At 73.4% G+C, this 13102-nt stretch carries 14 protein-coding genes; 5 read left to right on the top strand and 9 right to left on the bottom strand.

The features are described 5' to 3' along the window. Positions 1-12 precede the first annotated feature (12 nt). From ACWDS7_RS24395 to ACWDS7_RS24385, 3 genes are all read right to left on the bottom strand, one after another. The gene (locus tag ACWDS7_RS24395) at positions 13-639 is read right to left on the bottom strand and encodes an ester cyclase (RefSeq protein ID WP_451931144.1); all 627 of its coding nucleotides are present in this window, start codon (positions 637-639) and stop codon (positions 13-15) included. Between the two features lie 76 nt (positions 640-715). Next, the gene (locus ACWDS7_RS24390) at positions 716-1498 is read right to left on the bottom strand and encodes an SDR family NAD(P)-dependent oxidoreductase (RefSeq protein WP_451931143.1); all 783 of its coding nucleotides are present in this window, start codon (positions 1496-1498) and stop codon (positions 716-718) included. A gap of 23 nt (positions 1499-1521) precedes the next feature. Continuing rightward, positions 1522-2247 carry an SDR family oxidoreductase gene (locus ACWDS7_RS24385; protein WP_451931142.1) on the bottom strand — a complete coding sequence of 242 codons (726 nt, stop codon included), beginning with the start codon at positions 2245-2247 and terminating at the stop codon, positions 1522-1524. A gap of 118 nt (positions 2248-2365) precedes the next feature. On the opposite strand from ACWDS7_RS24385, the gene ACWDS7_RS24380 reads away from it, so the two are divergent. Beyond that, positions 2366-3283 (top strand): LysR family transcriptional regulator, encoded by a 918-nt coding sequence (locus tag ACWDS7_RS24380; RefSeq protein ID WP_451931141.1) that lies wholly within the window; start codon positions 2366-2368, stop codon positions 3281-3283. Between the two features lie 203 nt (positions 3284-3486). Then, the gene (locus ACWDS7_RS24375; RefSeq protein ID WP_306868406.1) at positions 3487-4425 is read left to right on the top strand and encodes an MBL fold metallo-hydrolase; all 939 of its coding nucleotides are present in this window, start codon (positions 3487-3489) and stop codon (positions 4423-4425) included. Positions 4426-4510: 85 nt separating this feature from the next. On the opposite strand, the gene ACWDS7_RS24370 is transcribed toward ACWDS7_RS24375, so the two are convergent. Together ACWDS7_RS24370 and ACWDS7_RS24365 are read right to left on the bottom strand one after the other, a co-directional pair. Next, entirely contained in the window at positions 4511-6406 is a 1896-nt protein-coding gene (locus ACWDS7_RS24370; RefSeq protein ID WP_451931140.1) for an alpha/beta fold hydrolase, read from the bottom strand. 79 nt (positions 6407-6485) lie between these two features. Next, a complete protein-coding gene (locus ACWDS7_RS24365; protein ID WP_451931139.1) occupies positions 6486-7247 on the bottom strand; it encodes an SDR family NAD(P)-dependent oxidoreductase in 762 nt (253 codons plus the stop codon). A gap of 31 nt (positions 7248-7278) precedes the next feature. Between ACWDS7_RS24365 and ACWDS7_RS24360 the strand changes: the two genes are divergently transcribed. After that, positions 7279-7851 (top strand): carboxymuconolactone decarboxylase family protein, encoded by a 573-nt coding sequence (locus ACWDS7_RS24360; RefSeq protein ID WP_306868411.1) that lies wholly within the window; start codon positions 7279-7281, stop codon positions 7849-7851. Between the two features lie 18 nt (positions 7852-7869). Here ACWDS7_RS24360 and ACWDS7_RS24355 read toward each other — a convergent pair whose 3' ends face one another. Further along, positions 7870-8997, bottom strand: coding sequence for an alcohol dehydrogenase catalytic domain-containing protein (locus ACWDS7_RS24355; RefSeq protein WP_451931138.1), 1128 nt, complete (start codon positions 8995-8997; stop codon positions 7870-7872). Between the two features lie 204 nt (positions 8998-9201). Between ACWDS7_RS24355 and ACWDS7_RS24350 the strand changes: the two genes are divergently transcribed. Then, the gene (locus ACWDS7_RS24350) at positions 9202-10638 is read left to right on the top strand and encodes a glutamate--cysteine ligase (protein WP_451931137.1); all 1437 of its coding nucleotides are present in this window, start codon (positions 9202-9204) and stop codon (positions 10636-10638) included. An 89-nt stretch (positions 10639-10727) separates the two neighbouring features. Beyond that, positions 10728-11768: a hypothetical protein gene (locus ACWDS7_RS24345; protein ID WP_451931136.1), complete on the top strand. Its 1041-nt coding sequence runs from the start codon at positions 10728-10730 to the stop codon at positions 11766-11768. A gap of 6 nt (positions 11769-11774) precedes the next feature. Here the strand turns inward: ACWDS7_RS24345 and pcp are convergent, their stop codons facing one another. The 3 genes from pcp to ACWDS7_RS24330 all read right to left on the bottom strand — a co-directional run. Continuing rightward, positions 11775-12395, bottom strand: coding sequence for a pyroglutamyl-peptidase I (gene pcp, locus ACWDS7_RS24340; RefSeq protein ID WP_306868419.1), 621 nt, complete (start codon positions 12393-12395; stop codon positions 11775-11777). Beyond that, complete coding sequence (locus ACWDS7_RS24335; RefSeq protein WP_451931135.1) at positions 12392-12769, bottom strand: thiol-disulfide oxidoreductase DCC family protein; 378 nt, start codon at positions 12767-12769, stop codon at positions 12392-12394. The genes pcp and ACWDS7_RS24335 overlap by 4 nt, the downstream gene beginning before the upstream one ends. Positions 12770-12796: 27 nt before the next feature. Beyond that, the coding region (locus tag ACWDS7_RS24330; RefSeq protein ID WP_451931134.1) for an endonuclease/exonuclease/phosphatase family protein at positions 12797-13102 on the bottom strand (306 nt) is incomplete at its 5' end.

Raw genomic sequence — 13102 nt, 5'->3', positions numbered from 1 at the left:
CCGGACCGAGGGTCATCGGCGTGCCGCGGGCGCGTCCAGCTGGGCCATCAGGGTCTGGTTGTCCTCGATGTGCCAGTCCTCGACGATGCGGTCGCCGCTGACGTGCTGGATGTCGATGGCGTTGAACTCCACCTTCTGGCCCTGCCCCTCCTTGCCGTCGAAGGTGCCGGTGAAGTGACCGCGGAAGACCAGCCGTGCGGTGATCTTGTCGCCGGTCACCAGCAGGTCCGACAGCTCGCAGGTCAGGTCGGGTACGGCGGCGCGGAAGTTCTTGGAGGCGGACGCCGGTCCGGCCGGGCCCTGCGGGCGGCCCTCGGGCAGGGTGTTGTCCCGGAAGTTCGGGCTGACGGCGGCGTGCAGATACTTGGCCTGGCCGGTGTTCCAGAAGGTGTAGAGCTGCTGGGCCAGGTGCACGGCGGTACGGGCCCGGCGGGTGCCGATGGAGCGATCCACGGTGATGTGCTCGGGGCGCACGAGCTCGTGGGACCGGTCGACCAGGCTCCATGCCCACCGCTGGTCGGAATGTGCGGAGTGGGGCCGCGGAGACGCGGAGACGCCGGCCTGAGCTGCCGCGGCGACCCCGACGGAGAGGCAGGCCGTGGTCGCGGCGACTGCGATGACACGCTTGAGAACGGACATGGTGAACACACCTTCGAGATGAGTGAGATGAGGTCTGAGTTCGGGATCGGCTGATCCGGCGCTGGCCGGGTAGGGGTCAGATCTGGCGGAGGGCTCCGCCGTCGACGGCCCACTCGGCGCCGGTGACCTGTGCCGTCAGCGGTGACAGCAGGAAGGCGATGACGCGGGCGACATCCTCGGGGGTGCCGAGCCGCGCGGTGGGCAGCCGCCGTACCTGGCCGACGAAATGTTCGATCGCCTGCTCGCGGTCCAGGCCGAACTGCTCGGCGAGCTGGTCGGCGAATCCGCCCGGAGCGTCCCACAGCCGGGTGCGGGTCGGCCCCGGGGAGACGACGTTGGAGCGGACCCCGTCCCGGCCGTACTCGACGGCCAGGGTCTTCGACACCGACAGCAGCGCGGCTTTGGCCGCCGCGTAGTCCACCAGCGGCACGTCCGGCAGCCGGGCCGCCTCGCTGGTCACGTGCACCAGACTGCCGCCCTGGCGCAGCAGGGCGGGCAGGACGGCCTTGGTCATCCGGACCGCGGTGTGCAGGTTGAGGTCGAAGGTGGCCTTCCACTGTTCGTCGGTCACCTGCAGGAACCCGGTACGGGCGTCAAGACCGCCGAGGTTGTTGATCAGTCCGTCGATGCGGCCGTACCGTTCCAGCACGGCATCGGCGATCCGCCGCGCGGACTCCGGTTCGGTGAGGTCGGCCGCGATCCCCACGACCGTGGGCGCGAGCCGCTCCAGCCCTCGCGGGTCACGCGCGACGCCGACGACCGTGGCCCCTTCGGCTGCCAGCAGGGCCACCGCCGCCTTGCCGATGCCCGCGGAGGCTCCCGTCACGATGACGACGGCATCGTTGAGCTGTAGATCCATGGTGGGTGCTCTCCTCGCGTGGGTCAGACGAGACGGCCGCCGCCGTCGACGTGCAGAACGGTGCCGGTGACGTACGGGCTGGTCAGCGTGTAGATGACCGCCTGCACCAGGTCGTCGGCGGTTCCGACCTGGCGGGCGGGGTTGCGCTCGGCCACGCCGCGCAGGAACGCCGCCTTCTCCGACCCCATACGGTCCCAGGATCCGGTGTCGACGATGCCGGGGGAGATCGCGTTCACCCGTACCGGCGCCAGTTCCACGGCCAGCGCCTGCACCAGGAACGACAGCGCCCCGTTGGTGGTGGCCATCACCGCCCGCTCCGGAGCGGGCCGCCAGGCGGCCACCCCCGAGAAGAAGGTGAACGAGCCCTCCTCGCGTACCCGCGGGGCCAGGTGCTTGGCCAGCAGCAGCGGGCCGATCACCTTCGCGGAGAACGCCCGCTGGATGTCCTGGAGATCGAGCTCCGTCACCGGCCCGTTGGCGTGCATCGCCGCGGTGGACACCAGATGCTGGAAATTGCCGACCTCGGCGGCCAGATCCGCGATGGAGCCCTCGTCCGTCAGATCGACCGGCGTCACCTGTGCCGGGCCCGCCAGCTCACCGGCGGTCCATTCGAGCTTGCGCGGGTCCGGCCCGGCCAGCACCAGGTCGGCACCCGCGGCTGAAGCCGCCCGGGCGAGGGAGCGGCCGGTATGGGAGCCTGCCCCGACGATCACCAGCCGCTGCCCGGCAAGGACGTCTGTGACAGCCATGATGGTTCTCCTTGGTTCTTCAAAGGGATATGTCGCTCGAACGGCGACACATCGACTCTGCTCGACCTGCGTCGATAAGTCCAAGGCTTGCTTTTCATTGCTGCGATAACATTTGTTCATGGCAACGTTGCGGCAGCTCGAGTACCTGATCACGGTGGTCGACACCGGCTCCTTCACCCATGCGGCTGAGCTGCTCCACGTCACCCAGCCCGCGCTGTCGCACCAGATCCGCGCGCTCGAGAAATCCGTCGGAGGGACGTTGCTCGAGCGCCTCCCCCGCTCGGTCCGGCCGACTCCGATGGGTCGGGCGATGTTGCCGTACGCCCGCGCCGCCCTCGCCGACGCCGACCGCGCCCGCACCGCCGCCCGCCAGGCCGGCGGCCTGGAGGCAGCCGAACTGCACGTCGCGACGCTCTATTCGATCACCCTTGGCGTCCTGCCCGCCGTGCTGCGCGCCTGGCGCCGGCGGTATCCGAGCAACCAGGTACGCCTGTTCGAGCACCGGCACGCCGACGAACTCGCCGCCGCGATGGCCGCCGGGCAGGCCGACCTGGCCATCGGGCCGCCGCCTGCGCAGTGGGACGGACCGATCCGGGAGATCGGCATCGAGGAGTTCGTCATCGTGGTCGCCGCCGACGATCCGCTCGCCGCCACCGGTCGGGCCCATCTCGACCTGGTGGCGCTGGCCGACTGCGCCTGGGTGCACTACGCACCCGGCAACGGCCTGGCCGAAGTTCTCGACCAGGCGTGCGCGGCGGCGGGATTCCAGCCGCGCGCCGCGATCCGTACCGAACAGAGCGCGGCCGCGCCCCTGCTCGCCGCGGCCGGTCTCGGGCCCGCCCTGGTCCCCGCCAACAGCATTCCCGCCGGATTCGACGGTCGTCTCCTCCGCCCGCGGCCCGCCATCCGCCGGCCCCTGGCCGCCTACACCCGGACCCGCCCCGACGCCCTCACCACCGCCTTCACCCGGACCGTCACCGAGCACGCCTGCGTCTTCCCCGAGCACGTCCAGGCTCTCCTCGAAGCCGACGTATGAAGATCGCCAACGCGACCGGTCGGGCGGATGCCGAAGGATCGTCGCGACACCTTCGGCGGGTGCCGTGTCCGAGATCATCAGGGCCGTCACGCCGGGGGCGGGTCACGGGTGCCTTCGCGCACGCCGGCGGCGGAGTGCCCCGTTCCGTCGTGGAATCGGCCGATCACTGTGATGACTCATGTCCGGGAACCGACAATCATGCTATGAGCTCATCTCGGCATGACCACGCCCTGCCCCCCTCCCGCGTCCAGGAGGTCGCCGACGGCGTCTACGCCTACATCCAGCCCGACGGGAGCTGGTGGATCAACAACACCGGCTTCCTGGTGGGGCGGCGCGGAGTGATCAGCGTGGACTCCTGCTCCACCGAGCGGCGCACCCTGGCCTACCGCGAGGCCATCAGGTCGGTCACCGACCGGCCGGTCACGACATTGATCAACACCCATCACCACGGTGACCACACCTTCGGCAACTACGCCTTCCCCGAGGCGACGATCGTCGGGCACGAGCGGACCCGGGAGATGATCCTGGCCGAGGGGATCCCGGAATACCGCACCCTGGCCTGGACCCCGGTCGACTGGGGCGATCTGGAGGCCTGCCCGCCGTTCCTCACCTACACCGACGGGGTGACCGTCCACTCCGACGAGCTGCGCTGCGAGGTCCGCCACGTCGGCGGCCCGGCGCACACGACCAACGACTCGATCGTGTGGATCCCCGAGCGGTCGCTGCTGTTCGCCGGCGACCTGGTGTTCAACGGCGGTACGCCGTTCGTGATGATGGGCTCGGTCCAGGGGTCGATCGCGGTCCTCGACCGGCTCAGGGAGCTGAACGCCGAGACGATCGTGCCCGGCCACGGCGGGGTGTGCGGTCCCGAGGTCATCGACCGCGTGCAGGGATACCTGCGGTTCGTGATGGCCACCGCCGAGCTCGGCCGGGCGGCCGGCCTGTCGCCGCTGCAGGCGGCGCGCGAGGCCGACCTCGGCGAGTACGCCGGGCTGCTCGACCCCGAGCGCATCGTCGGCAACCTGCACCGGGCCTACGCCGAGTTGGACGGCCTGCCCCCGGGGGAGCCGATCGACCTCGGCGCCGCGCTGCTGGAGATGGTCGAGTTCAACGGGGGCAGGCCGCTGACCTGCCTGGCCTGACGGCGGTCGCCCCCCGACGGCGCGGGCGGTGACGGCCTGGCCGCCTCCGGCCCGGGCGGCCCGCCCGGGCCGCCCGGCGCCGGGCTCAGGACAGGTGGCGCGCCCACCATTCGAGGACGGCCTCGAAACGCTGGCGGCGGTGCCGGGGACGGCCGCTCCGGCTGAGCTCGTGGCCCTCGCCGGGGAACAGCAGGAACTCGGCCGGCACGCCGTTGCGGCGCAGCGCGACGAACATGCGCTGGGCCTGCTCGACCGGGCAGCGCCAGTCCTCCTCGGAGTGGACCACCGCGAACGGCAGGTTGATCCGGTCGGCGTGGTAGAGCGGGCTCATCGCGCGCTGGACCTCGGGGTCGGGGCCGCAGTACGCCTCGGCGAAGAACCAGCCGATGTCGGAGGAGCCGGTGAAGGAGTCCCAGGCGTTGACCGCCCGCTCGCTCCAGGCCGCCCTGAACCGCGCTCCGTGGTGGGCGGCCAGCCAGCTCGTCATGAACCCGCCGTAGGAGCCGCCCATCACGCCGACCCGCTCGCCGTCGCACTCGGGCCGGGCCAGCGCCGCGTCCAGCAGGGCCAGCACGTCGTCGGCGTCCACGGTGCCGAAGGCGCCGATCACCGACTGGCCGTGGGCCTGGCCGTACCCCGCCGAGCCGCGCGGGTTGGGCAGGACCACCGCGTATCCGGCGGCGGCGTAGACCTGGGTCTCGTCCAGGAAGCCCCAGCCGTGCTGGTGGAACGGGCCGCCGTGCACGTTCAGCAGGACCGGGTGCGGCCCCTCGCCCTCCGGCAGGGCCAGCCAGCCGTGGACCGGGTAGCCGTCGGCGGAGACGGCGGTGATCTCCTGGAGCGGGCGGATCCCGGCCAGCGACCCGCAGAAGTCCGTGAGCGTCCCGTCCGGGGTGACCACCTCGCCGGGGCTCTCCGGGGTGGACACCACCGCGATGACCTGCCCGCCGTAGGAGGTGAACGCCTTGACGGCCGCCCGCTCGCCCAGGACGAGGGGGAGCTTCTCCAGCGGGCCGTCCTGGACGCCGGAGGGGACCAGCCGGAGTTCGACCGCGCCGCGCACCCGCACCGTGACCAGGACGCCGTCCTCGACCGCGACGGGGGTCATCGGCTCGATGTCGACCGACTCCTCCTCGGTCAGCCGCACCCCGGCCGCCGGCTCGCCGCCGATCACCAGGGGGGCGCGGTAGAGGCCGGTGTTGCGGGCCACCGCGTGGATGCCGGAGAAGGCGCTGCCGAGGTAGAGCACCTCCCCGCCGGGCAGCGCGACGGGGTGGCCGGCCGATCCGGCGCTGCGCACCACCAGGACCGGCGTCCCGCCGGCGGCCGGCACCGCGTACAGGTCGGTGTGCAGGGACTCGCCGTCCAGGTCGCGGTCGGCCGAGACCAGCACGTGCTCGCCGTCGAGGGTCCAGCTCGGGGAGTCGACGTCGTAGGGCCCGTCGGTGAGCTGCACCGGCTGCGGGATGTCGGCCAGGGCGTTGACCACGAACAGGGCCGGCCGGCGGTCCAGGATGAAGCCGACGCCGTCGTGCCGGTAGCGGAACCCGGTGATGCGGCGCGGCGCCTCGGCCGCGGCGCTGACGTCCTCCTCGGTGCCGTAGCGGCCGTTCTCGGGGACCCGGGCGACGAAGGCGATCCGGCGGGAGTCGGGGGCCCAGACCGGCGCGCCCGCGCCGAGCGGCAGGTCGGTGACCGGGCGCGCCTCGCCGCCGCCGGTGGGCATCACGTGGAGCTGCGGCCTGCCGCCGCCGCTCGCGCGCAGGAAGGCCACCCAGGCTCCGTCGGGGGAGATCCGGGGGGCGCTGTCGTGGTCGCCGAAGGTGAACTGGACGGGCGGGCCGTCCTGGGGGAGCCGCCACAGGCCCCCACGGTAGGCGTCGGCCTCCAGGTCGGGGCGGGCCACGTCGACGAGGATGAGATCCTCGTGAAGGGTGACGCTGCCGGGGACGTGCAGCAGGGCGAGATCTTCTGGACGCATGCCCAGGGACGTTATCACCGTATTAATCGTCTTTTATGGGACGCAAGCATGGTTTGTCCACACAGAAGACGCCGCGGGCCTACAGGAGGGTGAGCCCGCCGTCCACGGCGAGGACCTGGCCGGTGACATAGCTCGCCTCGTCCGACAGCAGGAAGGTCGTCACCTTCGCCACCTCCCAGGCGGTGCCCTGGCGGCCCATCGGGATCATCACCTGGCCGCGGTGCTCCCAGAGCTTGGCCGCGTCCCGGCCGAGCGGGGTGTCGATCAGGCCGGGGGCGACCAGGTTCGCCCGGACCCCGCGGCCGGCGCCCTCCAGCGCGACGTGCCTGGCCAGGCCCACCAGCCCTGCCTTGGAGGCGTCGTAGGCGGGGATCAGGCTGCCCGGCCGCAGCCCGGCCACCGAGCCGATGAACACGATCGAGGAGCCGGGGCCGAGCAGCGGCAGCGCGCCCCTGCAGACCAGGAAGTGGCCGCGCAGGTTGACCGCGAACACCCGGTCCCAGTCGGCGGCGGCGGTCCCCGCCAGGGCCAGCCCGGAGCCGATCGCGGCGTTGAGCACGACGCCGTCCACCGCGCCCGCCCGGCCGGCCAGCGCCTCGCAGGCGTCCCCGTCGGCGAGGTCCGCGGCGACCACCTCGGCCCGCCCGCCCTCGCGGCCGATCCACGCGGCCGTCTCGGCGGCCGCGTCCTCGTCCACGTCCGCGCAGACCACCGCGGCGCCCTGCCGGGCGGCCTCGACCGCGATCGCCCGCCCGTTCCCGACCGGCGCCTCCGGGTCGGAGGACGGCCGGGTGCCCGCCCCTACGACGAGCACACGTCTACCTACCAAGCGACCGTTCACAGGCGTGATCGTAGTAAGTAACCTCTGATCTGTGAATCCCCGAGTCGAGCCCCTGCCCCCCGAGCAGTGGGACGGGTTCCTCACCCGCGTGGTCGAGGGCACCGGTCCCTACAACGTCTTCACCACACTGGCCCGTCACCCCGCGCTGTTCCAGGCGTGGATCGGGTTCGGCGCGGCGCTGCTGTACGGCACGCTGCCCGCCCGCGACCGGGAGCTGGCCGTCCTGCGCACCGCGCACCTGCGCGGGAGCGCCTACGAGTGGGCCCACCACGTACGGCTGGCCCGGGAGGCGGGGCTCTCCGAGGCCGAGATCGAGGCCGTCCGCGGCCATGGGCACGAGTGGGGAGCCGATGACCGGCTGGTGCTGGACGTGGCCGAGGAGATGCACCGGTCCGGAGACCTCACCGACCGGACGTGGCAGGCCCTGTGCGCCCGCTACGACGAGCCCGGCCGGATCGAACTGGTCATGCTCGTCGCCCACTACGACATGCTCGCCGTGGTCCTGAACACCCTACGGGTCCCCCTGGAGGAGCCCCCGCGGGACGCCGCCGCGACGTCCGCCGGCCACGCGCCCCCACGGGTCCCCCCGGCCGCCGGGGGGTGAGGCCGGGAGGGCGCGCTCTCACCTCGACGGCACGATCATCGTGACACCGGGGACGGAGCCGAGCGCGGCGAGCGCGGGACCCGCCTCGTCGAGGCCGATGGTGCGGGTGACCAGCAGGTCGGGGCGGAGCAGCCCGCCGGCGACCATCTCCAGCATCACCGGGTAGGCGTGGGCGGCCATGCCGTGGCTGCCGAGGAGTTCGAGCTCGTGGCCGATCACCCGGTTCATCGGGAGCGGGGTGAGGCCGGGGAGCAGGCCGATCTGGACGTGGCGGCCCCGGCGGCGCAGGCTCTCGATCGACGACGCGCACGTCCGCGGGCTGCCGAGCGCGTCGACCGAGACGTGGGCCCCGCCGCCGGTCAGGTCCCGGACGCGCGCGGCGACGTCGGCCCCGGCGCCGGCCTCCTCGGCGTCCCGGGCGGGCGGAGCGGGCACGGCGCCGCCGGCCCGCCCGGCCGGGGCGTCCGGCGGGACGGCGGGGGCGCCGGGCGGGGCCGCGGTGACGCAGGCCGCGGCGCCGAACCGCCGGGCCAGCTCCAGGGCCTGGGGAGAGACGTCCACGGCGACCACCCGGGCGCCCGCGGCGGCGGCGATCATCACGGCGGACAGGCCGACGCCGCCGCAGCCGTGCACCGCCACCCACTCGCCGGGCCGTACGCGGCCGACCGTCACCACGGCGCGGAAGGCGGTGGCGAAGCGGCAGCCCAGGCTCGCGGCGGTGGTGAAGGCCATCTCCTCCGGCAGCCCCACCAGGTTCACGTCGGCGTTCTCGATCGCCACGTATTCGGCGAAGGAGCCCCAGTGGGTGAACCCCGGCTGGGTCTGGCGCTCGCAGACCTGCTGGTCGCCGGCCGCGCACGCCGCGCAGCGCCCGCAGGCGCAGACGAACGGGACCGTCACCCGGTCGCCGGGCCGCCAGGCGCCGACCCCCGCCCCCACGGCCTCCACGACCCCGGCCAGCTCGTGCCCGGGCACGTGCGGCAGGACCCGGATGTCCGGATCGTGGCCCTGCCAGCCGTGCCAGTCGCTCCGGCACAGCCCGGTCGCCTCCACCCGGACCACCGCCCCGCCGGGCGGCGGCCCGGGGGCGGGCACCTCCCGGACCCGCAGATCGGCCCCGAAGGCGTCGAAGACCACCGCTCGCACTCGCACACTCCTCTGACCGGTACGGTCCGCCTGTCTCGGCGACCTCCGCAGCATCTCAGCATCCGCGGGGCGTCATGGGAAGGAGCGTCATGGGAAGGGGCGCCGGATACGCCGTCCGGGCCGTCACTTGACGCACGGGCTGATTAGAACCCTCGGCTGGGGACAGAGGGAGGGGGCAGGCAGGCCGATGGATCGGATGGTGAGATGGGTCAGCAACTCGACAAGGACCGATTCTCCGAGGCGGACTTCGCCCGCTTCGGGGAACGGCTGGCGGAGCAGCTCGGCGCCTTCCGCGAGCTGCTGGCCAGACCGGGCTTCGGTGCCGGGCCCGCGACTGTCGGGGCCGAGCTGGAGATGTTCCTCATCACCCCTGAGGGCCGGCCGCTGCCGCGCAATCACGAGGTGCGCGCCGCCGCCGACGACGGCCGGATCGTGCCGGAGCTCGGCCGGTTCAACCTGGAGGTCAACCTGACCCCGCTGCCGATCGCCGGGCGGCCCTTCAGCGCCCTGGTCCGGGAGCTGCGCGAGACGATGGCCCTGGTGGACGCGGCGGCGGCGACGCAGGGCGGCCAGGCCCTGGCGATCGGCATCCTGCCCTCGCTGAGCGAGTTCGACTTCACCCATGAGGCGCTCAGCGACGAGGGCCGCTACCGGGCGCTGGCCCGGGGCATGCGGCGGCTGCGCACCGAACCGTTCCGGGTCCGGATCGAAGGGGTCGAGGAGCTGGAGCTGGAGGTCGAGGGGGTGATCCTGGAGAGCGCCAACACCTCCTGGCAGGTCCACCTCCGCACGACCCCCGCCGAGTTCGCCCGCGTCTACAACGCCGCCCAGCTCGCCACCGGCCCGGTCCTCGCGGTCAGCGGCAACTCGCCGGGCTTCCTGGGCCGGCGGCTGTGGGAGGAGACCAGGATCGCGCTGTTCGAGGAGTCTGCCGACGACCGCGACGTGGAACGGCCCGAACGCAGGGACCGGCGGGTGGCCTTCGGCTCCGGATGGGTGCGCAGCGCCGAGGAGATGTTCGAGACGTGTGTCCGCGACTACGAGCCGGTGCTGCCGATGACCTCCCCGCCGGGCCCGCGGGCGGAGGGGGAGGTGCCGGAGCTGGCCGAGCTCCGGCTGCACCAGGGCACGGTCTGGCAGTGGAACCGGCCGATCTACGACCCGGCGGACGGCGGCCACCTGCGGGTGGAGATGCGCGCCCTGCCGGCCGGGCCGACCCCCGCCGACATGGCGGCCAACGCCGCCTTCCTGCTGGGGCTCACCTCGGCCATGTCGGCCGGACCGGTGGAGGAGTTCCCCTTCGCCGCGGCCTACCGCAACTTCTACCGGGCCGCGATCCACGGCCTGGACGCGCCGATGGCCTGGCCGGGGCTGGGAGAGGAGATCCCGGCCGCGCAGCTGGCCCTGGAGCTGCTGCCCGTCGCCAGGGCCGGGCTCGAACGGATGGGCGTCGACCCGGCCGAGGCGGACTGGACGCTGGACATCATCCGGGAGCGGGTCAGGCTCCGCCGTACCGGCGCGATCTGGCAGCGCGAGGTCCTGGGCGGCCTCGGCGGCGACCCGGCGGCCCGGGCCCGCATGGTGACCCGCTACCGGGAGCTGTCGCTCACCGGGGAGCCGGTGCACACCTGGCCCATATGATCAGAAAAGGGATCCGAATCCCGGCATACTCATGAACTCCACATCTTGATCCGCCCGCCCGGGCGTGACCGGAGAAGGAGAACCCCCCCATGAGCGGGATGACGGCCGTAGCGGCGGAGCCCTTCCAGTTGAGGCGGGACGGCGGCGACTACGGGGCCGGGGTCCGGGCCCTGGAGAAACACCTCAAGCGCGTGCCCCTCGACACCGTGCTGGCCAAGGCCAACCGCGTCGCGGTCCGGAAGGGCTCCACCGGCGCCGGGGCATTCGGGACGATGAGGCCCCGGCCGGTGGACTGGTACTGCTTCGAGGCGTCCGACAACGCCGTCCGCGAGTGGTACCCCCAGGGGCTGACCTGTGCCTCCGACGCCGGGATCGGCGCGGGCGTGTACGTGGTGAGCTGGTACTACAAGCCCGAGACGGGGGCCGAGCGGGGAGTGCGCCTGTCCTTCCTCGACACCGCGACGCTCCGCTACCGGCACGTCCTGCTGGTGCGGGCCCGCGCCGACGGCGACATCGCCCCGATCAACATCCATGCCGGCGGCATCGCGTGGTACGGCGGCCTGCTCTACGTCGCCGACACCACCCGCGGCATGCGGGTCTTCGACACCCGGCACATCTTCGAGGTGGACGGGGACGACAAGACCACGATCGGCCGGAAGGGCGGGGTGCACAACGCCTTCGGCTACCGCTACGTGATGCCGCAGACCGGCGCCTGGACCTCGGCCGGAGGAGCCCTGTTCTCCTTCGCCGCGATCGACCGCACGACCCCGACCGACACCCTGATCTCCGGCGAGTACGTCGACGCCCCCGGCGCGACCGGCCGGGTGGCCCGCTGGCCGCTGGAGTCCGACGGCTCGCTGCGCGCCGACGGCGGCGTCGCCTCCGCCCTGGACGCCTACCGCCTGCCCGCGGCCAAGATCCAGGGCGCGCTCTCCCACGAGGGCACCTGGTATCTCAGCCAGGCGGCGGGCGCCTCCAAGAACGGCGCCCTGATCGTGGTCGGCGACACGCTCGCCAAGCGCCCCTACCCGGTGGGCCCCGAGGACCTCACCTGCGTCCGCGACAGCAGGACGCTGTGGAGCGTCACCGAGTTCGCGGGCCGCCGCGTGATCTACGGCGTGCCGCTGTAGGGCGCCTCAGTGCAGCGACCCGCCGACCAGGCGGAGATCGTCGCCCACCGAGACGGCGGCGGTCACGATCGCCGTCAGCGCCTCGGCGACCACGGCCACCGGCATGGACGGCCCGGCCTGGCCGAGCACCTGCCCCGGGGCGTACGGCACGTGCACGAAGCCGCCGCGGACCTTGGGCCGCTCGGTGGCGATCAGGTGCATGAGGCCGTAGAAGACGTGGTTGCACACGAACGTCCCGGCGCTCTGCGACACGCTCGCCGGGACCCCGGCCGCCCGGGCCGCCGCCACGCAGGCCTTCACCGGCAGCGTGGCGAAGTAGGCGGCGGGGCCGCCGCGCACCACCGGCTCGTCGATCGGCTGCCGCCCGGCGTTGTCCGGGATACGGGCGTCGTCGAGGTTGACGGCCACCCGCTCGACCGTGACGTCGGGCCGCCCCCCGGCCTGCCCCACGCAGACGACCACCGTGGGGTCGTGCTCCAGCACCGCCGCGCGCAGGTGCTCCAGCGCCTGGCCGAACACGCACGGCAGCTGTACGGCCCGCACCCCGGGCACCAGCGCGACGGCCTCCCACGAGGGGTTGACCGCGGCGCCGTCGAACGGCTCGAAGCCGGTGAGCAGGACCGTCATCGCCGGCCCGCCGGGAGGGCGCAGGCCGGGGTGCCGCCGGGCAGGCGGTGGCGGTTGGCCGAGACGAGCCGGTAGACCCCCTGGGCCGCCCAGCGCAACGGCGGCATCCGCAGCAGGAGCCCCGGCAGGCTCCACGGCGGGCCGGCGGCGATCAGGAGCCTGGCGACCGCCTGCGCGCCGCCGTACACCCGGCCACGCTCGACCCAGAGGACCTCGTGGTCGGCCCGCTCCCGCGTGGTGCCGAGCGCGGCCAGGTCGGCGCGCTGCCAGGGCGTGGCACGGGCCCGCAGCCCGATCCGGCGCTCGGCGAAGCGGACGCTCGCCGTGCAGAACCCGCAGTCGCCGTCGTAGAGCAGCACCGGTTGTTCCCTCATGGGACAGACCTTACCCAGCCGCTCCGATCACGACCGCGGGACCAGGGTGACGGCGACGGGACGGTGGTCGGAGTGGTGGACGTCCGGATTGGCCTGGTCCTTGCCGTCGAAGCCCGGGGTGACCAGCACGTGGTCGATCTGCTCGGCCGGGACGCCCGCCCCGGGGACGGTCGACAACGGCCTGGCCGGGGCGATGGGGTCGGTCAGGCCGGAGCTCATGAGCACCCGCCAGGCGGGGCCGGCGGGTTCGAGGTTGAGATCGCCGGCCACGACCACGGGGCGGCCTCCCCGCGCGGCGTCCTCGACGATCCGCCCGAGCTGCGCCACCTGGTC

This window comes from Streptosporangium sp. NPDC003464, from assembly GCF_053588315.1.
This window is presented reverse-complemented; position numbering and strand designations above follow the sequence as displayed.